Raw genomic sequence first — 23,292 nt, forward strand, 5'->3', positions numbered from 1 at the left:
GGCGGGCGGCCCCCCCCACATGCTGTTGGCGGAGTGGTTCAGCCGCGGACGATGTTCTCCGCCTGGGGGCCCTTCTGGCCCTGGGTGACGTCGAAGCTGACCTTCTCGCCCTCGACGAGTTCGCGGAACCCGTTGGCGGAGATGTTGGAGTAGTGGGCGAAGACGTCGGGGCCGCCGCCGTCCTGCTCGATGAAGCCGAAGCCCTTTTCGCTGTTGAACCACTTCACGGTGCCGCTGGCCATACTGCAATCCTTCACATCATCCGAGTCCGCCCGAAGCGGAGCGGCTCGGTATCCACGAGCACTCCCGTCTGGGGCGCTTCGAACCCCATCCTGCCCCACATGATCCCGCGATGGCCTGAGCTCCCACAGCAAGATGCGTTGTGCCCGCAGAGCATCTCGGCGAGGTGGATCTTTTCGAAGTCGGGGAAGGCGCACCGTGCTGCTGTACGCAGTGGTAGCTGTATCCCCGTCCCGCCCGTCAGGCGAGGAGTACGCAAGGGCGCGGACACGGGGCGCGGCGGCTTGCGTCAGCGTGCCCTGGCCGCGCCAGGAGCAGGCGGGGGCGGAGCAGGGGACGCGCTGCGTAGGCGGCCCTGCCACGCAGTGGAGACGGGCGGTTCGGCGTATCGGTCGGCCAGCGAGAAGGCCACGTCCTGGAGCACGGTGGCGGCTGCGTGTGTCGAGAAGTGCAGTGCCCACCCCGGGCCGTCGGAGTTGCCGACGCCCCAGAAGGTCCAGACGGGCAGGTCGGACTGCTGGATGTTTGCTGCGAAGGCGTCGAACTGGACGCCTCCGGGGCGATCACCCGGTGCCTGCCAGCGGATGAAGCGGCCGTCGACGTCATGCTCCCAGCCGGCGTCGAACAACGGGCGGGTGGCCTGCCAGATGGTGGCCTCCGCGACTTTGCTGCCCGCCGCGATCTCGGCCGCATCCGTGGAGTCGAGGCTGTCAAGCAGAACCCGCATGACCTCCACGGGGACGGTGGTGGTCGCAGCGGCGTGCCACCGGCGTTCGCCGACCGGGCTCTCGTACGCCGCGATCTTCCACTGGGTATCGCCGGGGTCGGCTTCGTGGATGAACTCGACTCGCAGGACGAGGGATTCGTGGACGGCGTGCGTGGTGTCGTCGAACCAGGTGCGCCACTTTTCCCACGTTCCGTGGGATTCGAGGAAGTCGTTCAGGAGTGTCTCGTGGTCAGTCCCGTCTGCGTGGATCTCAGCGGAGTCGGCCGTACTCGTGGGTGGCTGGACGGCGGCCTTGCTTTCGGGAGCCGACGGGCTGCGTGCCTGCTCGGCTTCGAGTTCGGTGTCCGTGGCTGGGGCGGGGCCGGGGCGTACGGCGTCGCCGTAGAGGCGTTCGAACTCGGCGATAGCTGCGGCAGGGGCATCGAATTGGAGGGATTCGACGCGGAGGTGGTTCTCGCCGTGGAGGTGGACGCTCGGGCCGTCGCGGTAGGTGCCGACGGCGACGATGGTCCAGCCGTCGTGGGCGTGCGCGTGGATGACCAGGCGGCCGGAGCGTATGTCGTCGTAGATCTTCTGGGCGTCGTTGGATACCTCGCGGATCTCGTCGCGCGAGCACCAGGGCATGGGGTAGTTGGCCCAGGTCCATTCGGTGTTGATCTCTTCACGGAGCCGGGGCGTGATGTCCACGGTGACGCCTTCCGCGCGCAGGGCGTGTGCGGTCTGGTCGGCGTAGTGCGGCTCCTCGCGGTCGATGCGGGCCATGACCATCGTCGTGTCGTCGAGGGGCTCGAATCCGTGAAGGGCGAGCAGGGCCCGCACCGTGTGGGTGGGGGTGCCCGTGATGGTGGCGGTGACGGCGCTGGCGCGGCCGTTGAGCAAGTCGAGGCGGAGGTGCAGGTCTGCTGCGGGGTTCGGCAATCTGGTCTCGTTTCACGGCTCTGGCCGACGTGGGCCGGCCGGGGCAGGTGGGGTCATCGGAGTGCTCGGGCGCTGGGAGCTGTGGTTCGTGGCGGCGGGCCGGCTCGTGAGACGGCCGGGCCGCGTGGCGCGCGATGCGCTGGCGGAGGGCTGGTGCTGCGTTTCCAGCGGGTGCGCAGGGTGGTGAGGTCGGCCAGGGCGCGGCGGCTTCCGGTGATCAGCTGGTGCGGGGTGTTGGCCGGGTCCTGGGCGTAGGCGGCGATGCGCGTGCCGACATCGACTGCGCGGCCCAGCAGGGCGCGTTGGAGAACCCGCTCACCCCAGTATTCGGGTGAGCCGACGGGTGTGGAGACCAGGTCGATCAGGTCGCGGGGGTCGAGGCCGTCGGCGAGGAGTCCGCGGTGCTGGGCCTCCCAGAGCATGGTGACGGCGTCCACGGGCTCCCCGTTGTGGACCAGGGCGGTCAGGCACTGCCAGAGGGCGGCGTGCAGGGGCAGGGTGAAGTCGTCGGGCTGCAGCCAGCGCATGTCGTTCAGCTCTGCCGGGTGCGCGGTGGCCGTGGCGAGGAGGAGCCGTTCCTCCTCGACGGCTTCCTCGCCGCGGTGTCCCGCCCGGATAACCGGTACGACGGTGCGCGGCAGGGAGCCGGGGTGTGAGGCGAACTGTCCGGCGAGCGTGTCCAGGAACTGGCCGAGCGTGTCGGCCTGGGCCAGGGTGGTGGCCACCGGGTTGGGCAGGGTGGTGTCGGTGGCGGTCTGGACGAGGCGTTCGGCGTGCATGAGCACTGTGCGCCGGGCGTGATCGGCCTGGACCATCCGCGCGTACGTCGGCGCGTGCTTGGGCCAGGGACAGACTTGGATGAGGGTGTGGAGATAGGAGGCGGTGAGCCCGGGAGCGTGAGGGCGTGCCGCATCGAGCACGGCGTTCAGCCAGGCGGGACTGGAGCGGTGCGTGTCCGGCTCGGGCGGCGGAAGGTCGCGCATCGCCTGCCAGAGGACGCCGTGGGCATGGTTGCTGAAGTGGCCGGAGTCCAGGGCATCGACGTCGTGCAGCCGGTGGGGTTCGAGGAGGAGCGCGCCGAGCAGGGACTGCTCGGCATAGTGCACGGGGCGCGGCGCGTGCACGTCGTCCAAGTCGTCCTCGTACGGGTCGGATCGGTGAGCCATCAGGCGGCCAGAGTGAAGTCGTCGGGATGCAGGGTCTTGCCCAGGTGCGGGGCCAGGAGATGGGCGGCGAGCCGGGGTGGGACGGCGTTGCCGATCTGGCCGAAGACCTGGCCCTTGTTGCCGGCCCAGGGGTAGCCGGCGGGGAATGTCTGCAGCACCCCGGCCTCTTCAGCCGTGATCCGGATGGACTCCGGCACCGGCTGCTGGTCCTTGGTGTCGCTGGGCGCGGGTGCGGCGATCCAGACGCATTCGTTCGCGCGGTGACCGAAGAAGAGCGTGCCGGCCGGCTCCTGGATGGAGCGGACGGTCGCGTTGGACTGGTTGTTGCTGCGCAGGGACCACGACCACCGGGGTGCCTCCCCGGTGAACGTCGGCACGGGAGCGCGGGCCGGCCGGTCCTCTCTCGCCCCGTGGCGGAGAGTCCACCCCGCTCCTTCGCGGCGGGACTGCAGCACCACGCTGCTCTGGGGCTTCCAGGTTCCGCGGTCGCGCGCGTCACTGAGGGTCTTGCGTGACCCGGACGGGAAGGGCTCCGGCCCGCCTCCCGGCCCGCCGCCGGCGCACACGGTCGGCACGGGGCGGTCGGTGGCGCCCCAGCCGAGGGCTTCGGCCATGGACACCCACTGCGCGCGGCCCGGCCCGAACAACGCCTCCGGCTCGGCGACCTTGGCATGGGTTGGCGGAGGCGGCTCGGCGGTACGGGTGCGTGAGGCGAGCAGGATCGCCCGGCGCCTGGTCTGCGGCACCCCGTAGTCCGCCGCGTTCAGGATCCCCGTCCAGACCGAGAAGCCCCAGCTGCGCAGGATCGCGGCGTACTGGCGCCACAGCGGCAACACATCGGGGACCTCCTCCATGGCGATCCACTCGGGCTGGCCGTGCTGGTTGAGGGCGTGGAGGTAGCGCATGGGTTCAGCGGCCAGCAGGGAGCGCTCGTCCTGGCAGGCGGCCAGGAGCTTCGCCCGGGTGTCGCGGCCGGTGGCGAGGTCGGCGACGGCCTGGTGGACCAGGGGCTGATCGAGAAGCCCGAGGCGTTTGCCGGCCATCGACCACGCCTGGCAGGGCGGGCTGGCGATGAGCCCGGCGGTCTTCCCGAGGAAGGGCCACACCGGGTAGGCGGCGATGTCGGTGCGCACGGTCAACTGCCCAGCGGCTGCGCGGGTCTTGCACGCCCACTCGTCCCATTCCAGGCCGATGTCGCGTACGCCGAGGACAGTCAGTGCGTGACTCCAGCCGCCCGGACCGGCGAACAGGTCGAGCACGATCACGTGGCCAGCCCGAAGTCGTCGCGGGTCAGGTCTGCGTCGCCGCGGCAGGCCCACGGCGAGCATCCGTCGGTGACGCCCTCTTCCAGCACGGTGGCGTCTTCGTCGCTGCCCAGTTCCTGCTGCAGGGCAGCCCACTCGGCGGCGGTGACGTGATCGATGGGCGCTTCGGCCAGGGGAATCCGTGAGCGGTGCAGGAAGGCTTGGCCGAGCAGGCGGTTGCCGGAGGCGTTGGCGCGGGCGTTGCCCTGGCGGATGGCGGCATCGAAGGCCACCACGTCCGCCCACTCCTCGGGCGAGGTGTCGCGGATGTGGCGCCACTGCGCGTTGCCGTGGAACGGACACCCCAGGCAACTGCTCTTGGGGGTGTCGGCGAGGCCCAGTGAGGACAGATAGCGGACGCAGTCGGTGCGCGACCAGCCCATATCGATGAGCGGGTGCCGGTTGCGCATGTACTTCACGTCCGCGTCCTTGGCGCGGTGGAACTCGTCGGTCGAGATGCCGACCCACTGCTCGACGAACACCCCGCGAGGAATCCGGGCGGGGTAGGGATAGCCGAGAAGGGCTCTGACCTGCTTCTTTATTGGTTTGATCTTGTATTCGCCGGTGCACTGCCGGCGGGTCATCCCGGCCTTGCCGTCCTGGTTGAGGATGTAAAGCGGCATGGAGGCGAACCGGTGATCCGGGTCGAGCGCGTCGTCGCGGATGTTGCCGGTGGACACGCGCAGGACCGGGATGCCGGCCGGAGCGGCGATCTCGCGCTCCAGACGGTCGAGGTGCGCGTACACCGAGCGGGGTTCCCATCCGGTGTCGGCGAAGATCGCGTATTCGACCTTGGGGAGGATGCCCTCGGCGGACAAGGCGAGCAGGGTGCTGGACTGGACTCCGGCGCCCAGGGACAGGGCGCGGAACTGGGGCTGTTCGGTGATGGTCGGTCCTGAAGGGTGTGAGGGATGGGGGCCGCTTCAGCGCGCCGGCGGCATGGGCGCGGCGGACTGCCGGGGCTGTTCTCGGGGCTGGGACAGGAGCCCGTCGAGCAGGTCGGCGGCGGAGGTGACGAACTGCTGCGGTGTGGGGCGCAGGAGTACGGGCGGAGTTGTCGTGGCGTCGCGCCGGCGGCACTCGTTCTCGACGGCGCGCGCTAGCGCGGCGGTCAGTTCCGCGCTCGCGTCCTGGGCGGTCTTGGCGGTGCGTGCCAGATGGTTGAGGTGGAGCAGGTGCGCCTGGTCGCGCGCCGGTTCCCGCTCCAGATCGAGGAAGAGCTGGAGCGCGGCGGCGGCGAGCGCATGTGCCTCGACGATCCGGGCAGTCAGCACCCGGGCGCAGGCGATGGGGGTGCGGCGCAGGCACTGCTGCAGCGCGTGTGCGTCGGCCGCGATCTGATCGAGAGCCTCGTGGAGGCCGGCGGAGTCAGGCATCGTGGGCCGTGCCGATCCGGGTCTGCAGGGCCTGGGCGAACGCGGCGGTCACGGCGGCGGCCGGGGCCGGATCCGACAGCAGGGCCCGGACAATCGGCGTGCCGATGACGACGGCATCGACCAGAGGCGCCACGCAGGCCGCGAGGTCGGGGCTGGAGATGCCCACCCCCGAGACCACGGGCAGCGGACTCGCCACACGCAGTCGCTCGGTGAAGGCTTCGAGGGCCGCCAGGTCGAGGGGCCCCTGGAAGCCGGTGAGGCCGCTGCTCGCGGGGGCGTAGAGCCAGCCGGACGCACCCTCGACCGCGGCGGGAAGGTCGGCGTCCGCGGTGGCGCGCGGGATGAGATGCGGCGTGCTCAGGCCGGCGTCGTGTGCAGCGTGGTGCCAGCGGAGCGCTTCGCCGCGGGGCAGGTCGACGACCATGATCCCCGCAGCGCCCGCGTCGGCGAGCAGGCGAGCCAAACGTTCAGGGCCGTGGCGGCGGACGGGGTCCCAGTACGTCATGACCACCGTCGGCCGCAGCGACGCGGCATGTGCGACGGCGCGGGCGGTTCGGTCCAGGACGTTCCCCTTGAACAGGGCGCGCTGGTAGGCGGATCGGATGAGGTGGCCATCGAAGACCGGGTTCGCGCAGGGCAGGCCGATCTCGAATAGGTCGGCCCCGGCCTGGGCGAGGTGGTCGAGCTGGCGGCGCTGGACGTCCGGCTCATGGACGCCGGCCGGGATGAAAACCCCCAGCGCACAGAGGGGTTGGGCGAGGAGGGTGTGGAGGTGAGTGGCGGTGGCCAGGGTGTGTCCTTCGAAGTGGTGGGTCGAGCCCGCGGACGGTCTTGTCCGGAAGGCGGGCTCAGCGTGCGGCTGACCGGCGAGTCGGTTGAGGTCGGGGCGGTGGGGTGACCGGTTGTCGCGGCGTCGGGTGCGGGGCGCGCGACGGCTGCGGTTGCAGCGGCGGAGCGTCCGCGTGGTGGCGTCGCACGGTGATCTCGCCGGAGGGTTCGGCGGAAATGATCAGATCGCCCGGCTGCAGTTGATGGACGGGCACGGTCAGCATCGATGTGGCTGTGGCGGGGGTGTCGGGGGTCCAGCCCAGGGAGTTCAACGCGGCTTCAAGGGTGAGTTCGTGTTTGTGCATCCGGCCGCGGATGATTTCCTCGGGGATGCCGGACAGGCGACCCCAGTCGGGCAGACTCATCCGTTGGCCCCACGCGCTGTAGGGCTGTCCGGTGCCGAGGGTGGACCGGTTCTCGGGTTCCTCGGTGATGGCGATCTGTGGATGCCAGCCCGCCTTGATCCGTTTCCGGATGGTGCTGGTGGAGGCGTTCGCTCGCGGATCCACTCCCCATCGATAGAGGGGTTTCGTCTCGCCGAAGGCGGTGACGGGCAGCGTGAAGTGTTCCCCGTCGGGTCCCTTGTCCAGGGCTTCTTCGAGAGATAGACCCTGGGTGCGGATGCGACCGTAGAGCGTGTGGTATTTGATTCCCGACTGCTCTGCCCAGCCGCGAAGGGTCAACGTCCGCTCGCCATAGGTGAACTGGAGGGTTACCTGCTCGTGCTTGGGCTGGGTGACGGCTTCTTCGGGATCCCAGCCCAGGGCGAGCCGTGTCCGCAGTGCTTCCTTCTTCACTTGGCAGCGCGGATCCTCGGCCCACGCTCCGAGCGACTTGGCTTCGCCAAATGCAGTGATGGGCCCTCGGGCCTTCTCCCAGTCGTAGCGGCCCAGCCGTGTGTCCGGGGACCGTACGGGAGCGCTGGCTGCTGCGGGCGTCGATCCCTCCAGGCGCGGGGTGGTCGTTGGCCGGGTCATCGGCTGCGGACCGGCGTCGGGGTGCTACTCGGCCGGAGTGCCGTGGGGCGCGTGGCGGCCAGAGCGGCGGGGCGGGGGTAGGCGAAGGAGGCCGAGAGGCCACGGCGCCCGGCAGGGCTCAGGCGCACGCGTTCGTCCACGAGCCGGTCGTCGGGCGCGTAGGCGGTCATTGGTGGGCTCCCTGCGCGACCGCGGCCTTGGGTGGGGCGGCAACTGCGGTACGCAGTGCGGCGTGGGGGCGCGGCCGGGCCAGGGCTTGCTGCCCCTGCTCGGTCACGGTGATCTTCTGGCCGATGACCAGAGACGTGCTGGTGTCGCGGGTGACGAGGCCGCGTTTGGCCAGGGCTCGGAAGGTGGCGATGGAGACACGCGTGCCGTCGTCGGTCGCGACCCGGGTCACGCCCAGTCCGCGGGTGGTGCTCTCGTACAGACGGCCTCCGCCGTTCAGGGCGGTGAGGGCGTCGTACTGGGCCGGCGTCAGCGCGGGGCCCGGCGTCTGCTGTACGGCCGCCGGTTTGTGTTCCTGTGCGCTGGTCAGGTCTTCGGTGATGCCGTGGGCGAGGTAGTGGCAGCCGATCGCGCACAGGGTGGGCCAGGTCGGTGCCGGCGAGCGATGACGAGGACACGACCGAGGCCAGCAGTTCCAGGCTGGCCCGGCTGCCGGCGATGTTCGTGTACGTGCTGTTGTCGAGCGCGGTCAGCCGCACCAGGGCGGATGCCGTGAGGTCCTGTGCTTGGAGGAGCAGGGGGCTGACGTGGCGCAGCGCGTCCGTGCCGGGCGTGTAGGAGATGTCGCGTACGCGCGACTTGAGGGCGTCGAAGTCGTATGCCAACTGCCGGAGCTGGCGGACTTGTTCGTGCAGGTCGAGTGAGGGCGTGGGGATGGGAGGGCTCCTGTGCTGTTTCAGCGGCTTCGGGTGGTGGCCTGCGCGGCGGCGGGCAGGGGGCGGGGCGTGGTTCCGGGCGCGGTGCGCGGCCCGGCGGAACGCGCGTCGATGACCGAGGCCAGCGCGGTGATGCCGGACGCAGTGAGGCGTACGCGGTCCAGGGGCGGGCCTGCGACGTAGGCGGCGGGCGCCGAGCGGGCGGTTCTCTCGGCCAGGCCCTTGGTCTCCAGAGCGCGCAGGGTGCTCATCAGCACCTTGGGCTCGCGGGAGCGTGTGAATTCGCGGCCCAGAGAGCTGCTGGCCACGACGTGTCCGCAGGCGATCTCGGCCAGGGCCGTGCGGTGCATGGCGTTCAGCCGGTCGTCGGGGGCCGGTGCGGTGGCCCATCGGCGACGACGGGTCTCGCCGGCCAGCGTCACGGCGCAGCCGACAGCGGCTTCCGGGGCCAGCGCGGTCAGCTCGCGAGCGGTTGCGACGTTGAGGTCCACCGAGGCGTCGGCAAGGAAGGCGAGCTGCCTCAGCCGCGAAACCGACTCGGTCAACTCGACGCTCTCATAGAGCCGTTCGCCGCAGATCGCCTTGATGGCGGACTGGGTGTCGGCGGCCAGACGCTGCGCGGATGCAGCGTGGGCTTCTGGTGCGGGAGGGGCTGTGGCGTAGAGGAGGAGGTCGAGCGCGTCGTTGTGCTGGGTGTACTGGTCGGCCAGGTGGAGGAGCCGTTCGACGGGCGTGAGTGGCGGCGGCACGTCGAAGAGCAGGGATTCGGCGGGCGGCTCGGTCATGAGCGACACCGCGCACGTGGGCAGGGGCGGATGGGACGTGCCTCCCGTCGGGTGGGGTAGGGCTGTCGGCCTCGGGAGTCCTTAGGCGGCAGGGCCGAAGTCGCTCTGCTTCGGGGCTGCCTTGGCGATGGCGCGGGCAGTGATGCCCTTGGAGGCGAGGGCGGAAGCGGCGGAGAGTTCGTCGGCGCCGGGCTCGAGATACCAGGGGCGCAGGTCGAGCATGGCCGCGCGCATGCCGGTGGCGAACGCGAGTGCGGTGCCCTTGGGCAGCGCGCGGATGGCGTCGGCGGCCAGGATGCGTTCCTGTCGCATGGACACGGAGGTGGACTTGCCCGACTCCGAGGTCGAGGTGGAGGTCGTCTCGACGTCGTGGTCGCCGATCAGGCGGGAGAGCTTGTCGGCGAAGTCCGGGTCGTCGATGCCGGAGCCGATGACCTTGATGGTGGAGGCGGACCACATGGCGTCCATGCCCGCGTCCCCCCACACTTTCTGTCCCTGCCGGTAGGACTGCAGGATGGTGATGGGGATGATGCCGCGTGAGCCGAGGTGGCTGTACAGGTCAGGCAGGTCCGAGATTTTGCAGACGTTGGCGGCCTCGTCGAGGATCGCGAGCATCGGCGGATCGAGGCGTCCGCCGGCACGTTCGGCCTGCGCGGTCGCGGATCGCATCACGCTGTCCGCGCACGCGGCGATCAGGGCGGAGGCTCCACCGCCGCCGTCCTTCGACAGCAGGTAGAGGGTGTCGGTCGAGGTGACGAACGTCCTCGGCGTGAACTCCGGCACGTCCTTCTGGGGGGTCACCCAGGCGGCGATCTGCGAGTTCAGCAGGGCGGCGGCATACTGCCGGGCGGTCTCGTAGATGCCGTCGCGAGTTTCCGGCGGGCCTTCCACGGTGCCCTTGAGCTGGGCGGCGACCGCGGCGAACTTGTGGTCGCGCAGTATGTCGAGCGGGGTGCGGTCGGCGGGGAAGGCGAGCCAGGCCATGACGTCGGTGATCGGCCGCTCGTCGAGCGCGGCGGCCAGGAAGAGCTGGCTCAGGATGTTACTGCCGGCCTTGGACCAGAAGTCGCCCTGCTGGGAGGCGTCCACGCTCGCGGCGAGGAAGTGCCCGGCCAACCTTCCCGCGCCGTCGAGGGTCTTGGCGTCGGCCAGAGGGTTCCACCACATGGCCCGTTCGGCGTGGGCGATCTGCTGCGGGTCCATCGACCAGGTCCGGCCGACGGCTGCCCGCGCATCGAGGGTTGCGGTGTAGGCGTCGCCCGCGGCCTTGTTGGAGGTGAGCAGGACCGGGCCGGGCGCATTGAGGATCGAGGGGATCGCCAAGCTGGTCGTCTTGCCGGATCGGGGCGCCATGATCGCGACAGCGACGTCCTCGTACCCCATGCGCACCTCGTGCTTAGTGCCCTGAAGATTGCCGAGGAGAATGCCGGTGTCGGCGGCTGCGATGTGCTTGGCGTCTTTCAGGCTCGGGCGCAGCGAGCGCGCCTTGTCGGTGATGGCCTTGGCCATCAGCGGCTCGATGTCCCGCTGCTTGGCCATGCCGGCGACGCGCTTCTTGCGTCCGCTGCCGCCGCGGTGCCGCTGGTAGAGCACCGCGGCGGTGATGCCGAGCGCGACGAGTACGGCGACGGGCAGGATGCGTGTGCCGATCAGCAGGGACGTGTCGCTCAGGTCCGGCCATAGCTGGTCGGGGTGCAGGAGGGCCTGAACGGGCTGGTAGCGGGCGGCGTGGGAGGTGGTGGCCCAGGCGGTGAGATTGCCGCCGAGCCAGGCGAGGTTGGACAGGGGCACGGCGACGGCGATGGCGCCGAGGAGGACCTTGAAGGCTATGTCGTAGCCGTCGGTGGACGTGGAGTTGGGCTGGGGCAAGGGCTGTTCCAGGTACGGGGAAGGAAGGGGGCCGGTCGCGGCGGACTGGTCAGCGCGTGTGGCCTCGCGCCGGTCCGGGCGGCGCGGGTGCAACGCCGGTCGCGCGGTGGTGCCGCTCGGCGAGGGCGCTGATGCGTCGCTCCAGGGCGAAGGCGACGTCGGTCGCGGCGACGTGACGGGTGTCCACGCTCATGCGGTCGCGGGCCCAGCCCGGGATACGGTGAGGGTCACGCATGGCGGGCGCGGGGTCGCCGAGCGCCTTTGTCACAGCGGTGATCAGGTGCAGCGGCGTGGTCCCGGTGAACACGGCCCGCCAGATTGTCGGGTCCCGGATGACGGCCGTCTCGATGTGCCACAGGTCGCTGCCGGGATTTCCGAGCCGCTCGACGCGCGTGATGCCGTCGGGGGCTGCCAGACCGCCGAAGTGCCGGGGCGTCTCCCACCCTGCCTTCTGCAACGCGGCAAAGGGGTCGGACGAACCTGCGGGCGGCCCGGACGGGTCGGTCAGCGCGTCGGTGAAGGCGGCGATGATCTCGACGGGGGTGCGGCTCTGGAAGGTGACCGCCCAGGCGGGGTGATCCGCGGTACGCGCCTGCCGGATGGTCCACCAGTCCGGATCATCCGGATCGCCGGGAGCCAGACGCAGTTGCGTGAGCTGGTCCGGGCTGGTGAGCAGGACGCGCGGTATCAGCGGGTCATGCCCGTAGCTCCAACCGGAGACCCGGTGCAGCGGCTGGGTGATCCAGCCGGGATCGCCGATCCCCGCGAGGTAGCGCGGGGCGATGAACGCCTGCTCGACGGTGTCGCCCACGCCCGTCACCGCCGGGCCGTGGACGGCGCGGCGGCGGCCTGGTGCGCGGGCGCCGTCGCGGGCAGGGCCAGTGCGGTTGGGGTGGAGTGCCGCTGCGCCAGCGCGTTGACGGCGAAGAGCGCCTGGCCGTGGATGGCCCACTGGTCGAGGTAGGGCCAGGCTTCTGCGTAGCTCTCGGCGAGCGGTTCCTCGTACGCCGCCGTGCCGGGCCGAGCGCTCTCGGGGAGCGCGGCCTCTACCGCGAGCCAGTCGTTGCGGACGGCGTAGATGCCCTGTGTGGCATCCCGTAGTTCTCGGACCTGCCAGGCGTAGCGCCGGGTCCGGGCGGTGGGCGCCAGCTGGGCGAGCTGGCGTTCGGCGACGTGTACGAGTTCGTCGGCGTGGTAGTAGACACGGCCGAATGCGGACAGGGTGTCGGCGTCACGTTTCTGCTGCCGCAGTCCGTACGCGTCCTCGTCGTGAGGCTGGAACGTCTGGGGATCGGAGTGCCGCTGGGAGTAGTGGTCCCAGGCGGCGAGGATCTGCCGGCTGTGCCGCAGGTAATAGGCGAGCTGGTTCAGATAGAGCCGGTGCGCCGGGCTCGCCGGTTCGAGGGAGAAGGTCAAGGAAACTCTCGGATCAGGTAGGCATGAGGGACGGGGGTGTGGAGCGGCCGGGACCGCTCCACACGGTCAGCGGCTCCGGGCCGCAGATCTGGTCGCCTCTGCGTCGGGCGCCGAGGCAGGGCGGGCGGTCGGCGCGGCGCTGCGGCGGGCCTTGCGGGCGGTAGCCCTGCTGGCCTTCAGCCGTGCTTCGTGGGCGGCGGCCAGCTGTTCGCCCTGGGCGCCGCGTTCCACCTGCGTGACCAGGTGGGAGTGCGGGACGTCGTAGTGGCCACGTGAGACGGGCGCGGGGTCGACGAGAGCGGTCGCGAAGCCGGCGAGCAGGTGGCGCGGGGTGCGGTCGTCGAAGTATCCGTGCCACAGCCGGTGGTGGCCGCCGAGCCCGGTGGGCAGTGCGACTTCGGTCTTCCAGCTGAAGTAGTCGCTGGTCAGCGTCGCTGATCGCTCCATGGTGGTGATGCCGTCCGGATGGTGTGCGCGCTCATTGCCCCGTTGGTCGCGCTCGTAGGACCAGCCCGCTGCTTGCAGCGTCGGCCAGATGTCCGGTTCGGTCTCGGGTGCTGTCTGCAGGAGTCCGTCGGTGAATCCGGCGATGATCTCGGCGGGCGTGTTGCCGCCGAAGGATGCATGCCAGCGCTGCGACGAGAGCCGCCACCAAGAGCCGTACGCGTCCGGGGTGGGCTCCAAGACGAGCGTGTGCTGGTGGTCGGGGCTGGCCAGAACCACGTGGAGAAAGTCCGGGTCGCCGAAGTTCTTCCACCCGCCGGCCCGCAGCGCCTGGGTGATATGGCGCGGGTCACCGGGACCGGCGAGGTGGCGGGGCGTGGTGTCCCACCAGATCCGCGACCAGGGATCGTCGGCCGCGCTGGCGATATAGGGACGTGTCACGACGCCGACGGGCCGGCGGACTCACCAGCGTGAGCGTTCAGGCGCTGTACGTCCCAGTGCAGGACGTGCCAGTCGGTGGCGTCCTGGGCGGCTTCCCGGAGCCCGGCAACGATCAGGTGGGTCTCGCCGCTCTCCGCCTTCGCCTCCTGGGCGATGAGGCGTGCGGCGTTGCGCAGGATGTCGCCGAGCAGGATGGGGACGCCGGTGTCCTCGTCGAAAAGTTCGGCGAGCAGCGGCAGCACGTCGGCTACGGACGGATTGGTGTGCAGGTAGTTCTGGACCTGGGCCAGCGTGGCGGTCGCCTGCGTGACGTCGTCGGCGCTGGGGGCGAAGGGGGTGGGCATCAATGTCCTTTGGATGGAAGTGACGGGGCCGCGCTCACCATGGCCGGACTGGGCGCTGTCCCCTGGGTATGCGTGTGACGTCCGGGGAGAAGGTGCGGAACTGTTCGTCGAGTCCGTTGAAGCGATCTCTGAGGTCGGTCAGCTTGCTGTACGCGTCGCAGCAGAGGTCTTGCAGTTCGTTGGCGTAGGAGTCTTGGAGAGCGAAGTCGGCACAGGTGGTCGCGATCACGTCGAATATCTGGGCGATGAGGTGGAGTGCACCGTGACTCCGGTCGACGATCGGCGTGAGGATGTTGGCAAGATCCTCGGGGCGTTCGGATCTGTCGATCTGGCGGCCGAGGCGCAGGAGTTCGGTGGTGAGGGACTCAACGCCACCGGGCGTGAGGTCTTGGGACTGCGTCAAGGTGATGCACTTTCGATTGGGCGACGGGCTGACGTGAGACGTTCAGCGGTAGACGCGCGCTCCGGCTTGGGCGTACGGACGGCGAGTACGGGCGCCGCGTCAGCGGTGCCGCTTGTGGCGGGCCGGCCCGGGGCGTGCTGGGGCGGGTGCGTCCGTGCCGGTGGGGGTGAGGTGCCACCGGTGGTCGGGGCTTTCCAGCAGGACATGCGGATAGCCCGGGACCGAGTGGTTGCTCCAGCCGGACACGAGCAGGTGCTCGGTCACCTGCCGGGGGTCGCCCCCGCCGGCCAGGTGCCGCGGCGACACCTCGTCCAGCCAGCGGACCGCGTTGACGCGGTGCAGGGTGGGCCCGTTGACGCGGGAGTAGAAGCGTTCATGGCTCACCGCATCCGCCCGGCCTTGGCGTACGGGCGGGCCCCGGGACCTTGAGGGCGCGCCCTGTTGCTGGCGAAGGTGTTGCTGGTCCAGGTGGCGGCGCGGGCCGCGGTGATCCGGGCCTGCTGCCATGCACTGAGCTGCGAGGGCAGCACAGACACCGAGGTCGTACGGATTCTCTGGGAGGGCGGGACGTGGCCGAGAGGCCGCATCACCGGCTGCGGGTCGGCGAGCGCGGTGCTGAATGCCTGCACCAGGTGCATGGGCGTGGTCGGCGTGAACGTCGCCTCCCATACCGTGCCGTGTTCGTTGCGAGCGCCGGCCCACCAGTGCGCCTGTCCGGGAGCGCCCTGGTGGAAGCGGACGACGGCGTCGCCGTCTGGGCTGCGGGCGGTGAAGTGCTGTCCGCGCTCGGTCTCCCAGCCCTGCGCCTCCAGTGGTGCCCACACGTTGGGGGCGTGTGCGGAGCGCGGGCGGGTCAGTGTGTCGGTGAGGCCGGCCACGATCTCGACGGGGACCTGCCGGCCGAGCGTGGCGTGCCATGCCTCCTGGGTCTTGGACTGCTTTCCGCTGATGGTCCAGCCGCCGGGCTGGGTGAACGGGTCGTACCCGATGCGCACGGACTTGTCGGGGCTGTCGAAGACGACGGGACCGCCGGTCTTGGACTTGTCCTTCCAGCCCGAGGCGCGCAGGTACTCGGTGACGTGGCGCAGGTCGCCGCCGCCGGCGAGGTGGCGGGGCTCGACGAGGTAGTGCTGCTGGGCCTGTTGACCGGTGGGGCCCCAGCCGGACCCCTGCTTGTTCTTCTTCACCGGCGCCGCCGGATGACCATCGCGGAGGCGACCGGCATGGTGGCCGGTCTGCTGGCCGGCGGGGTGGGTGCGGCGACCTGCTTGATGGTGCCGGTGTGCTCGTGGAGGTCGGCACCCACGTCGTTGAGTTCGTTGGCGGCGCGGCCCAGCGCCAGCCAGACCTCGGGCGGCAGGACGCCGCGCTCGGAGTGGACCTTCGCGAAGCGCGAGCCGGTGGAGACGAGGTCAGTGACCTCGCCCAGGAGACCGGTGTCGTAGTCCAGGACGGTGGCGAGGATCTGGGCGGCCTCGTGCGGCGGGGCCTGGGCGAGATGCTGGCGGAGCTGTTCGATCTGGGAGGTGATGGCGTGAGCGAGCTGTACGGAAGGGAGGTTCGAGTCGGTCATGGGCCTCCTGAACAGGCCGGTTCGAGGTGCTAGTCGTGGTGGCGGATGCGGTAGCTGTCGATGAGGAGGAAGGTGTCGCGGCGGCGGGCCTCGTCGAGGGCTGCCTCGGGGCGTCCGCCCGCCAGCGGGATGGTGCGCTCCCGGCTGCCGACGGTGACGGCGCGCAGGTAGCGGCGGAACAGGGCGGTGACCAGGCGGGGTTTGCGGCTGGCCGTGATGGGCGGGGGCGTGCGTCGGGCTCGTGAGTGACGGCGGACTCCTGGGGAGGGTGGGGCCGCCCCGGAGGGCCGGGGCCGGCGACGGTCGGGCGGTCAGCGCGCACGGCGTGCTTGCGTGGCGGGCGGTGGTGGTGGTCGGCGTGCTGCCTGGTCGGCGAGTGCGGCGCGGTAGGCGCTGCCGCCGAAGAGGCCCGCGTCGATGTCGACCCGGAATCCGGCACTGGCCAGCAGAGGCGCGGCCCGGTCCGCAAGGGTCTTCATGGCGATCTCGTCCATCTCGTGGGGGACTTGATGCCAGACGTCGTCCGCTGCACCGTGCCGGTCGAGACCGAGGTCGTCGAGCAGGGCCAGGAGACCCTTGGGGGCACTGGCGCGGGTGTCGACGTAGATCGTTCCGTCGCGGTGGTAGAAGGTGACGTCGACGTCGTAGTCATCGGCGAGGCTCACCGGCGGTGGGCCCCTGCCGGACGGCCCGTGGCGGGCACTGCGGCTGCGGCGCGTGGCGGTGCCGGGGCCCAGTGGTCGCGCACGGCCGTTGCGGCGTCGGTGTAGGCGGCGGCGTCCCAGACGTCATCGGAGATGTTGACCACGTATCCGGCCTTGTGCAGCCAGGGCACCGCATGGGTGGCGAGCTGCTTCTTCGCGTCCTGGTCGAGGTGGGCGGGTGCTTCGTGCCAGACGTAGATCGGCCCGAGGGTGGGCAGGGTCCGGCGCTCGAAGCCGAGGTTGTCGAGGAGGGCGAGCAGCGGCTCGGGCGCGCCGGTCGGGGTGTCGGCGTGCACGGTTTCGGTGAGGGGCTTGCGGTAGATCGTGACGTCGGTGCCTTCGTCGTCGGCACGGTTGCCCACGTGCGGTTACTCCTGTGCGGTTCGGGGCTATCGCCGTCGCGCAGACGGCGCGGACGAGCTGGTGGGCGGTGCGGCGGCCGGGCCGGGGGCAGCGGCGGCCGGCGGGGTGCGGCGGGCGGCCTGGTCGCGGATCAGCGTGATGCGTCGTGCGTGGTTGGACAGGCTGCTGGTGGTCTCCATCAGCTGGTCCGCCGGTTCTTCATCGAGCCCGGCGTCGCGGCGCCGCTCACCCCAGGTCGCCCACGTGGTGATCAAGGACTGCACCAGGTGCGGCAGTAGCCCTTCCTCCGGTGCGGCGATCTCCGACAGGAGGCCGGCAACGTCGCGGTCGGTCTCGGCGGCGCGGGCGCGCGTCTCGAGCCCGGCGAGGTAGCGGTGGGCCGCCTGCCGGTCGCCGTCCGGGGTGGCCAGGGTGTTCAGAGCGGGGTCGAGATGGACGCTGTAACCGGCGAGGAGCAGGGCGTGGGCGGCGGCGGTGGCTCCGTGCCGCTGCTCCTCGACGGGCAGGTGGTGCGGCAGTCGGTGGTAGTCGCGAGCGGCACCGGGGGCGGAGTGGAAGCCGCCGGCGGTCTGCAGGATGCCCGCCGCACGGGGGTCGCCGCCGATGGCGAGGACCAGCTCGGTGCGCTGATCACGGGTGATGGTGACGTAGTTGAGATCGAAGAAGACCGGCTCATCCTCGCTGCGGGGCGTCATCGGCCCCGGTGCGGGGTGGCGATGGACGCGCTCGGCGGAGCGACGGGGGCGGTGCCCAGGGCGGGCCGCGTCTGCGGATGACGCAGCACGGTGTCGATGCCCAGCTCGGACAGACGCTCTCCGCTGGCTCGTACGGAGGCGGCCTGGCGGGCGGTGTCGTCGCCCGACAGGACGAGGACGGCTCGCGCCGTGTCGAGGACGAAGCCGTGGTCGGTGAGTACGTGGGTGACGTCGGCTCGGTCGGGCTTGTCGACCACGAGTGCACCGTCCGACCAGGTCATGACCAGGCGTTCTGGAGCGGAGGCTGCCCGCGTGAGCTGCTCGGCGTTCCTGAAGACCTGGTGGGCCGCGACGTAGTAGCGGGGAAGGAGGTCGAAGGTGACGTTCTCGGCCGCGCTGAACGGGTCGGCGTCGACTGCGATTCCGTCGGGCTCGCGTACGCCACGGAATGCCTCAGCCGGTTGGTTGGACGGGGCCATGGCGGCGATGAGGTATCCCTCGCCGTGGCCCAGCGGGTCGGCGACGAACAGACGGGTGCCGTCGTGGCGCTGCAGCACAGCGCAGTGGTCCACTGTGTGCTTGGCCATCGCGTCGGCGACGGCGTTCATGTCCCACACGGCATCGGTGAGGTCGCTGTGGTCGTTGTCGCCGCCACGGTCGGGGTGGTACGTGCTGGTCCAGGCGCCGGGCAGTTCGCCGGCGAGGACGGCAGCGAACGAGCCGAGGCTGGTGTCGGGGATGGGGCCGTGCATGGGCTCCTCGGAAGGGAAGGGGGACGGGTCAGCGCCGCGGGCGTGCCGGTGAGGGGGCGGCGGGCGCGGCGACGGGGCTGGTGGCCAGACGCGGGGGTGGCGGCGGGCAGGCGCAGACCGCGGAGGCTTCGCGTTCCTCCGGTCCGACCTCGGCGGTGCACGCGCGGCGCTGGGGATGGTCCTGGTGCCGGTCGACGAGGTCGTTGCGCATGTGCGCGAGGTCGGACCACATGACGCCGAGCCGGTGCTTGGCCAGGTACTGCAACCGCTTCGCAGTGTGCGGATCTGCCGGTTGCCCGAGGTCCTGATAGAAGGCGGCGGTGGCCGCGAAGACCTCGCCGAGGGCGATGAGGACGCCGTCGTGGGAGGCCGTCAGTTCGGTCAGGACGTCGGCGACCTCGTCGCTGGTGCTGGCTTCACGGATCCGCTCGGCGAGGTGCGCGACCTGGGAGCCAAGCGGGAGGGAGTGCGGCTCGCGCAGCTCGGTGTCGAAGGCTTCGTCGGCTTCCACGTCGTATTTGACGGCACGCAGCCGGGCGACGGCGCGGGTGGCGAGACGTTTCTCCTCGGCTTCGTCGAGGCCGACGGGCAGGCGGTGATAGGTCTCGTGCAAGCGGACGACGGGGACGAACCCGGTGCGCTCAAGGATGCTGTGGGCTTCGGGATCGCCGCCGCGGGCGAGGACTTCCCCGGAGTGCACATCGCGCCCCAGGGTCAGGTAACGATCGGCTAGGGCCAAGAAGAGGAGGCTTTCTGGAGGTCAGCGGGCGGGCCGGGCAGCTCCCGGCGAGACGGGCTGTCCAACCGGCATTGCAGATACGGCGGTTGGTCGGGGCGGTGATGTCTGGCCGCCTGTCGGCAGTGTGCTGGCCAGGGAGCCGAGGTCCTGCTGGATGCCGTGCAGGCGGCGGGCGATCAGTTCCAGCTGGTGTGCGCGGTCGGGGCCGTGGGCACCGGGGAGGCGGTCGAGACGGTGAGCCGCGTGCTCGACGAGGCCGCGCACGGTGGACAGCGGACCGGCATCCTCGTCGGCGAGCTGCCGCAGCAGCCCTGCGAGTTGCGCGGTGGCGTCGGGGGCGGCCCATGGCGGCCGGGCGCGTTGGGCGAACCGGGCGTCCTGCTGCGTATCCGGGCCGCCGGCCGATGGTGAGATCAGCCCCAGCTCGGCCTCCAGGCGCCGGCTCTCGGCGGCCAGACGCGTTGGGTTCGACCGGTGCGCCGTCCATGTGCCGTCGCCTCGGATGAGGTTGGCGAGCAGATCGATGCGGCCGGGCTGCGCCTGGACGGCGATCCAGCGGCAGCCGCGTTCGTCTCCGGGGCGCTGGACGTCCGCGGCGCGGGCGATCCGGTGGGCGATCTCGGACCACTCCGGGCGGGTGAGGTCGCGGTCGTCCGGGTGCAGGCGCGCGGACGCATGCCAGATGGCGCGGCGGTCGCCCTGTGGGCTGGCCGCCTGGCGATGCTGCCAGGACGGATGGTTCAGATGCTGGGCCCACTCGGCAGAAGCCCAGATGCGTTCCTCGTCGTCGAGGAAGTAGGCGTCCAGCCCCGGCCAGTGAGCGACCACCGTGTGGTCGGTCAACCCCTCCTGTCGGCTGACGGGCCGGCCCAGGGCCTCGGCGAGGGCGTCGTTGGGATCGTTGCCGCGCTGGTGAATGCGAATGATCATGATGGGGTGGTGTTCCGGGTTCCGCGGGCGTGTTGCGTGAGGTCGTAGGCGGTGGTGATGAGCGCGTGTTCACGGACCAGGTCGGCGTGCACGGCCGGATCGCCGGGCGGCAGCAGCTCCAGGGCATGGCCGATGGCGGTGAGGGCTTCGGGGTAGTGGCCCAGGCTGCGCCGGGCCGAGGCCATGCGGAACAGAGCGATGGGATCGTTCAGCCCGCCCTCGGGGAGCAGGCCCACCAGGGCCAGCAGCATGGGCGCTCGGCCGGGAAGGAAGGTGCCCAGCCACACGCCGTGCAGCAGGACGTGCAGCGTCTTGGGGTGGCCGGGTGCGGCGACCAGGACCCGGTGTATGACGGCGAGGCCGTCGGAGCGTGACTGTCCCAACCGTGCGAAGGCGTACAGGGCTTCGCTGTACGGGTCCTCGTCCAGCACGTTCACCGGCACTTTGTTCATGAGCGACTCGATGTCGCGGCAGCGGAAGTCGTAGCGCAGCGTGCTGAGGTAGAGGTGCCGGTACGTCCGCCAGATCACGGGGCCGGGACTGGGGTCGGTGACATGCTCGGGGGTGAGCAGCAGCAGCGCGCTGTTGCCGGCGGCGCGGGCCCGCCAGGCGATGTCGGCGCACACCTCCGCCGACTCCTGCCAGGTCGCCTCCGTCTCGCGCAGGGCCCCGGCCAACAGCGTCGGCCACTCGCTGCCGGCGATCTCCTCGACGGCAGCCGATGCCGCTCGGGCCAGGGCCTCGGCGCGCTCCGAGTCGAGTGCGTCGATCACTGGCCGCCCCGCGCGTCGGCGACGTGCACCACCTGGTTGAGGTGGGTGAGCGAGTACCAGCCGCAGTCGACGTCCTCCTCGGCGTCGGCCAGGCGCGGCACCAGGTACGTGCGCAGCGCCTGCTGGTAGATGAGGCAGTCCGGGCAACGGCTGGAGAGGTGGACCAGGTAGCGCGGATGCGCGGTGATGTACGAGCGTTCGCCGCCGGCCGGGTCGTACAGGCGCCAGCCGTCCTCGTCGGTCGGGGTGTGCCAGGAGGGGGTGACCACCTTGTAGGCGTCGCCCCACAGTTCGCTGCCGGAGGTGCCCTTGAGGATGACGACCTGGTCACCGGGCCGGAAGTGGGCGTGGGTGATGTCGCGGTCGGGGGTGACGATGTCACCGGGGGCATGCGGATGGCGGGGTGCGGGCACAGCAGGGTTCCTTCCACGAGGTGCGCGGGGAGGCGGTGGGAGGAACAAGGATCCGGACGATCCCCGGTTTCGGTAACCGGGGATCGGCGGGTATAAAGTCCCGCGTCCTACCGGAACGGGTTCTCCGTCCCGATGTCGTCGGACGCGGCGGCGTCCAGGAGTTCGGGCAGGTCAGCGCCCTCAGCGTCCCGCTGGTCGATCCACCATCCGGCGCGGTCGACGGTGCGGATCTTGTCTTCCAGGACGGCCCAGTCGGCCTCGTCCCAGGTTCCCTCGCTCACCAGCACGCTGTAGGCGGCGGTGACGAGCTGGTGACGGGAGCGCTCGCCCCAGTCGAGGGCCCGCTCGGGCCCTTCGAGCGGTGGCATGTCGAACTGCTCGGCCCACTCGCGGGCGGCCTGCTGCTCCTCGGCCCGCTTGGCGGCGAGCCAGGCTTCCTTGGATTCCGTGTCGGAGTCGCGGGCGGCCTTCCAGCAGTCGGTGCAGTCGCGGCCTTCGAGCCAGCGAGCGAATCCGGCGCGCCGGTCAGCGGCCCGGTCGGACAGGTTGTGCGTCACTTCGTGTCCACAGCTGTGGACAATCTTCTAGGTCGTACGGACTCCCGGGCAATTCCGTTTAACGGGCGTTGCGTTCGAGGTCGTGCGGTTGTTCTGCGACTTCAAATCGAGAGCCTCTCTGTTGGGGTGTGGGGTGGTGGCCTGCGTCGTTGCGAACCGTCGTGCATCGGATGCACGATTCACGCGGCGGACGGAGGTGGTTGATGGTGGCGGGCGGCGGGCCGGGGGAAGCTTCCGCACGGCTGGTATTGCTTCAGGGTGTGTCCCTGCTGCGGCCCGAGGACGCTGTCTTCGAGGCGATGCTGGAAGGGTGGACGCGTCAGCAGCGCGGTGGGCGGCGTCTGCAGCCGAAAACGATCGGTGACCGGCGCCGGGTGGTGGCGCGCTTCTCGGAGTTCGCAAACGCCTATCCGTGGCAGTGGACCGCGTCGGACCTCGACGACTGGATGACGCACCTCATCGGTGTCTTGCGCCGGGCAGAGTCGACAATCCGGAGCTACCAGGGTGCGATCCGGCTGTTCTGCGACTACGTCACCTCGCCGCACTACCAATGGCCCGCCGAGTGCGAGGAGCGCTTCGGAACCCACCCGGTTCAGATCTGCCACGCGTGGAACACCGTGGCCCATCTGGTCGAGTGCGAAGGCCGGCCGGGCCGTCGGCCGATGACGCGAGCCGAGCTGCAGACGTTCTTCGACTACGCCGACGACCAGGTCGAGCGTGCGGTGCGGCTGGGTCGGAAGGGTGCGTTGGCGGCGTACCGGGACGCCACGGTCTTCAAGGTCATGTACGGCTGGGGCAGCCGATGCACGGAGACGTCGCGCCTGGACACGGTCGACTTTCACCGCAACGCCGCAGCGCCGGAACTGGGGGAGTTCGGTGCCCTGCACGTGAGATACGGCAAGCGCACGAAGGGATCGCCGTGGCGGCGGCGCACGACCTTGTCGGTGATGCCCTGGGCGGTGGAGGCGTTGGCCGACTACGTGGCTAACGTCCGGCCGCGGTACGCGAAGTCGGCGGATCATGCGGCGCTGTGGCTGACGGAGCGGGGTGGTCGGTTGCAGCCGAGGGAGATCGAGGATCGGTTTGCCTCCTATCGGGATGCGCTGGGCCTGGATGGGGATCTGGTGCCGCACTGCCTGCGGCACAGCCACGTCACGCACCAGATCGAGGACGGTGCCGACCCGGCGTTCGTGCAGCGGCAGGTCGGTCATCGCTATGCCTCGACGACGGCGCTGTACACGGGCGTGAGCGGGGACTTCATGAACGCGATGATGCGGAGAATGCTGGACCGGGCCCTGAGCCCGGTGCGCTAGCCGACGGCAGGGGAGAGGGGACACGTGCGGAAGTTGGACTACCGCTGGCACCTACGGGAGGTGATGGCCATGCGGGGCATGTTCGCCACCACCGACCTGCGCCCACTGCTGGCTGAGCGAGGAATCGACCTGTCGCCGTCGCAGGTCTACCGGCTGGTCACAGAGCGGCCCGAGCGGCTGAACCTGGCGGTGCTGATGGCCGTGATGGACATTCTGGGGTGCCGGATGGAAGAGCTGATCGAACCGGTGGCTGCGCAGGCGCCGCGGGGGCCCGCCCAGCCCCGCGGCGTCCCCGCGGGCCGGCCCGGCGCGCCCGGGCCGGGGGGGGCTGGGGGGGCCCCCCCCCCGCCCCACCCCA

31 protein-coding genes are annotated in these 23,292 nt (G+C 70.8%); 2 read left to right on the top strand and 29 right to left on the bottom strand.

Annotated features, from left to right (window positions below; all coding sequences use genetic code 11):
- Positions 1-38: 38 nt before the first annotated feature.
- The 29 genes from ACFWR9_RS08205 to ACFWR9_RS08345 form a co-directional block, all read right to left on the bottom strand.
- A complete protein-coding gene (locus ACFWR9_RS08205; protein ID WP_383837351.1) occupies positions 39-242 on the bottom strand; it encodes a cold-shock protein in 204 nt (67 codons plus the stop codon).
- 287 nt (positions 243-529) lie between these two features.
- On the bottom strand, positions 530-1,885 hold the full coding sequence (locus ACFWR9_RS08210) for a DUF317 domain-containing protein (RefSeq protein ID WP_383837354.1): 1,356 nt from the start codon (positions 1,883-1,885) through the stop codon (positions 530-532).
- A 53-nt stretch (positions 1,886-1,938) separates the two neighbouring features.
- Positions 1,939-3,051, bottom strand: a complete 1,113-nt coding sequence (locus tag ACFWR9_RS08215; protein ID WP_383837357.1) for a DnaB-like helicase N-terminal domain-containing protein — start codon at positions 3,049-3,051, stop codon at positions 1,939-1,941.
- Positions 3,051-4,313 (bottom strand): DNA cytosine methyltransferase, encoded by a 1,263-nt coding sequence (locus ACFWR9_RS08220; protein ID WP_383837614.1) that lies wholly within the window; start codon positions 4,311-4,313, stop codon positions 3,051-3,053. Before ACFWR9_RS08220 ends, ACFWR9_RS08215 begins: the two co-directional genes overlap by 1 nt.
- A complete protein-coding gene (locus ACFWR9_RS08225; protein WP_383837617.1) occupies positions 4,313-5,182 on the bottom strand; it encodes a hypothetical protein in 870 nt (289 codons plus the stop codon). Before ACFWR9_RS08225 ends, ACFWR9_RS08220 begins: the two co-directional genes overlap by 1 nt.
- 96 nt (positions 5,183-5,278) lie before the next feature.
- Positions 5,279-5,731 carry a hypothetical protein gene (locus ACFWR9_RS08230; RefSeq protein ID WP_383837360.1) on the bottom strand — a complete coding sequence of 151 codons (453 nt, stop codon included), beginning with the start codon at positions 5,729-5,731 and terminating at the stop codon, positions 5,279-5,281.
- On the bottom strand, positions 5,724-6,521 hold the full coding sequence (trpA, locus tag ACFWR9_RS08235; RefSeq protein ID WP_383837620.1) for a tryptophan synthase subunit alpha: 798 nt from the start codon (positions 6,519-6,521) through the stop codon (positions 5,724-5,726). The genes ACFWR9_RS08230 and trpA overlap by 8 nt, the downstream gene beginning before the upstream one ends.
- Positions 6,522-6,579: 58 nt before the next feature.
- A complete protein-coding gene (locus ACFWR9_RS08240) occupies positions 6,580-7,356 on the bottom strand; it encodes a hypothetical protein (protein WP_383837363.1) in 777 nt (258 codons plus the stop codon).
- Between the two features lie 176 nt (positions 7,357-7,532).
- A complete protein-coding gene (locus ACFWR9_RS08245; protein ID WP_383837366.1) occupies positions 7,533-7,706 on the bottom strand; it encodes a hypothetical protein in 174 nt (57 codons plus the stop codon).
- Positions 7,703-7,936 carry a hypothetical protein gene (locus ACFWR9_RS08250; protein ID WP_383837369.1) on the bottom strand — a complete coding sequence of 78 codons (234 nt, stop codon included), beginning with the start codon at positions 7,934-7,936 and terminating at the stop codon, positions 7,703-7,705. The genes ACFWR9_RS08245 and ACFWR9_RS08250 overlap by 4 nt, the downstream gene beginning before the upstream one ends.
- A gap of 504 nt (positions 7,937-8,440) precedes the next feature.
- A complete protein-coding gene (locus ACFWR9_RS08255) occupies positions 8,441-9,205 on the bottom strand; it encodes a hypothetical protein (protein WP_383837372.1) in 765 nt (254 codons plus the stop codon).
- Between the two features lie 81 nt (positions 9,206-9,286).
- Positions 9,287-11,074 carry a type IV secretory system conjugative DNA transfer family protein gene (locus ACFWR9_RS08260; RefSeq protein ID WP_383837374.1) on the bottom strand — a complete coding sequence of 596 codons (1,788 nt, stop codon included), beginning with the start codon at positions 11,072-11,074 and terminating at the stop codon, positions 9,287-9,289.
- Between the two features lie 49 nt (positions 11,075-11,123).
- Positions 11,124-11,885, bottom strand: coding sequence for a DUF317 domain-containing protein (locus ACFWR9_RS08265; RefSeq protein ID WP_383837377.1), 762 nt, complete (start codon positions 11,883-11,885; stop codon positions 11,124-11,126).
- Positions 11,886-11,890: 5 nt separating this feature from the next.
- A complete protein-coding gene (locus tag ACFWR9_RS08270) occupies positions 11,891-12,490 on the bottom strand; it encodes a hypothetical protein (protein ID WP_383837380.1) in 600 nt (199 codons plus the stop codon).
- Positions 12,491-12,556: 66 nt separating this feature from the next.
- Entirely contained in the window at positions 12,557-13,375 is an 819-nt protein-coding gene (locus tag ACFWR9_RS08275) for a DUF317 domain-containing protein (protein ID WP_383837383.1), read from the bottom strand.
- On the bottom strand, positions 13,372-13,719 hold the full coding sequence (locus ACFWR9_RS08280) for a hypothetical protein (RefSeq protein WP_383837386.1): 348 nt from the start codon (positions 13,717-13,719) through the stop codon (positions 13,372-13,374). The genes ACFWR9_RS08275 and ACFWR9_RS08280 overlap by 4 nt, the downstream gene beginning before the upstream one ends.
- Before the next feature lie 34 nt (positions 13,720-13,753).
- Positions 13,754-14,122 carry a hypothetical protein gene (locus ACFWR9_RS08285; protein ID WP_383837389.1) on the bottom strand — a complete coding sequence of 123 codons (369 nt, stop codon included), beginning with the start codon at positions 14,120-14,122 and terminating at the stop codon, positions 13,754-13,756.
- 99 nt (positions 14,123-14,221) lie between these two features.
- Positions 14,222-14,506: a hypothetical protein gene (locus ACFWR9_RS08290; protein ID WP_383837392.1), complete on the bottom strand. Its 285-nt coding sequence runs from the start codon at positions 14,504-14,506 to the stop codon at positions 14,222-14,224.
- Positions 14,503-15,309 (bottom strand): DUF317 domain-containing protein, encoded by an 807-nt coding sequence (locus ACFWR9_RS08295; protein ID WP_383837395.1) that lies wholly within the window; start codon positions 15,307-15,309, stop codon positions 14,503-14,505. Before ACFWR9_RS08295 ends, ACFWR9_RS08290 begins: the two co-directional genes overlap by 4 nt.
- Positions 15,306-15,695: a hypothetical protein gene (locus tag ACFWR9_RS08300; protein ID WP_383837398.1), complete on the bottom strand. Its 390-nt coding sequence runs from the start codon at positions 15,693-15,695 to the stop codon at positions 15,306-15,308. The genes ACFWR9_RS08295 and ACFWR9_RS08300 overlap by 4 nt, the downstream gene beginning before the upstream one ends.
- A 311-nt stretch (positions 15,696-16,006) precedes the next feature.
- Positions 16,007-16,360 (bottom strand): hypothetical protein, encoded by a 354-nt coding sequence (locus ACFWR9_RS08305; RefSeq protein WP_383837400.1) that lies wholly within the window; start codon positions 16,358-16,360, stop codon positions 16,007-16,009.
- On the bottom strand, positions 16,357-16,761 hold the full coding sequence (locus ACFWR9_RS08310; RefSeq protein ID WP_383837403.1) for a hypothetical protein: 405 nt from the start codon (positions 16,759-16,761) through the stop codon (positions 16,357-16,359). Before ACFWR9_RS08310 ends, ACFWR9_RS08305 begins: the two co-directional genes overlap by 4 nt.
- A 27-nt stretch (positions 16,762-16,788) precedes the next feature.
- The gene (locus ACFWR9_RS08315) at positions 16,789-17,457 is read right to left on the bottom strand and encodes a hypothetical protein (RefSeq protein ID WP_383837406.1); all 669 of its coding nucleotides are present in this window, start codon (positions 17,455-17,457) and stop codon (positions 16,789-16,791) included.
- Entirely contained in the window at positions 17,454-18,209 is a 756-nt protein-coding gene (locus tag ACFWR9_RS08320; protein ID WP_383837408.1) for a hypothetical protein, read from the bottom strand. The genes ACFWR9_RS08315 and ACFWR9_RS08320 overlap by 4 nt, the downstream gene beginning before the upstream one ends.
- A gap of 28 nt (positions 18,210-18,237) precedes the next feature.
- On the bottom strand, positions 18,238-18,948 hold the full coding sequence (locus ACFWR9_RS08325) for a hypothetical protein (protein WP_383837411.1): 711 nt from the start codon (positions 18,946-18,948) through the stop codon (positions 18,238-18,240).
- Positions 18,949-18,969: 21 nt separating this feature from the next.
- On the bottom strand, positions 18,970-19,878 hold the full coding sequence (locus ACFWR9_RS08330) for a hypothetical protein (protein WP_383837414.1): 909 nt from the start codon (positions 19,876-19,878) through the stop codon (positions 18,970-18,972).
- Positions 19,875-20,651, bottom strand: a complete 777-nt coding sequence (locus ACFWR9_RS08335) for a hypothetical protein (RefSeq protein ID WP_383837417.1) — start codon at positions 20,649-20,651, stop codon at positions 19,875-19,877. The genes ACFWR9_RS08330 and ACFWR9_RS08335 overlap by 4 nt, the downstream gene beginning before the upstream one ends.
- On the bottom strand, positions 20,648-21,064 hold the full coding sequence (locus ACFWR9_RS08340; RefSeq protein ID WP_383837420.1) for a hypothetical protein: 417 nt from the start codon (positions 21,062-21,064) through the stop codon (positions 20,648-20,650). The genes ACFWR9_RS08335 and ACFWR9_RS08340 overlap by 4 nt, the downstream gene beginning before the upstream one ends.
- Before the next feature lie 107 nt (positions 21,065-21,171).
- Positions 21,172-21,621 (bottom strand): hypothetical protein, encoded by a 450-nt coding sequence (locus ACFWR9_RS08345; protein ID WP_383837423.1) that lies wholly within the window; start codon positions 21,619-21,621, stop codon positions 21,172-21,174.
- Positions 21,622-21,824: 203 nt separating this feature from the next.
- Between ACFWR9_RS08345 and ACFWR9_RS08350 the strand changes: the two genes are divergently transcribed.
- A complete protein-coding gene (locus ACFWR9_RS08350; RefSeq protein WP_383837426.1) occupies positions 21,825-22,934 on the top strand; it encodes a tyrosine-type recombinase/integrase in 1,110 nt (369 codons plus the stop codon).
- A gap of 63 nt (positions 22,935-22,997) precedes the next feature.
- A partial coding sequence (locus tag ACFWR9_RS08355; protein WP_383837623.1) for a helix-turn-helix domain-containing protein occupies positions 22,998-23,292 on the top strand: 295 nt, incomplete at its 3' end.

The sequence above is a fragment of the Streptomyces sp. NPDC058534 genome, from assembly GCF_042717365.1.
GTDB lineage: Bacteria > Actinomycetota > Actinomycetes > Streptomycetales > Streptomycetaceae > Streptomyces.

Coding starts and splice junctions, on each gene's coding strand:
- ACFWR9_RS08205 (WP_383837351.1), bottom strand. CDS start 242: ATGGCCAGCGGCACCGTGAAGTGGTTCAACAGCGAAAAGGGCTTCGGC.
- ACFWR9_RS08215 (WP_383837357.1), bottom strand. CDS start 3,051: ATGGCTCACCGATCCGACCCGTACGAGGACGACTTGGACGACGTGCAC.
- ACFWR9_RS08230 (WP_383837360.1), bottom strand. CDS start 5,731: ATGCCTGACTCCGCCGGCCTCCACGAGGCTCTCGATCAGATCGCGGCC.
- ACFWR9_RS08245 (WP_383837366.1), bottom strand. CDS start 7,706: ATGACCGCCTACGCGCCCGACGACCGGCTCGTGGACGAACGCGTGCGC.
- ACFWR9_RS08255 (WP_383837372.1), bottom strand. CDS start 9,205: ATGACCGAGCCGCCCGCCGAATCCCTGCTCTTCGACGTGCCGCCGCCA.
- ACFWR9_RS08280 (WP_383837386.1), bottom strand. CDS start 13,719: ATGCCCACCCCCTTCGCCCCCAGCGCCGACGACGTCACGCAGGCGACC.
- ACFWR9_RS08300 (WP_383837398.1), bottom strand. CDS start 15,695: ATGACCGACTCGAACCTCCCTTCCGTACAGCTCGCTCACGCCATCACC.
- ACFWR9_RS08315 (WP_383837406.1), bottom strand. CDS start 17,457: ATGACGCCCCGCAGCGAGGATGAGCCGGTCTTCTTCGATCTCAACTAC.
- ACFWR9_RS08320 (WP_383837408.1), bottom strand. CDS start 18,209: ATGCACGGCCCCATCCCCGACACCAGCCTCGGCTCGTTCGCTGCCGTC.
- ACFWR9_RS08330 (WP_383837414.1), bottom strand. CDS start 19,878: ATGATCATTCGCATTCACCAGCGCGGCAACGATCCCAACGACGCCCTC.
- ACFWR9_RS08350 (WP_383837426.1), top strand. CDS start 21,825: ATGGTGGCGGGCGGCGGGCCGGGGGAAGCTTCCGCACGGCTGGTATTG.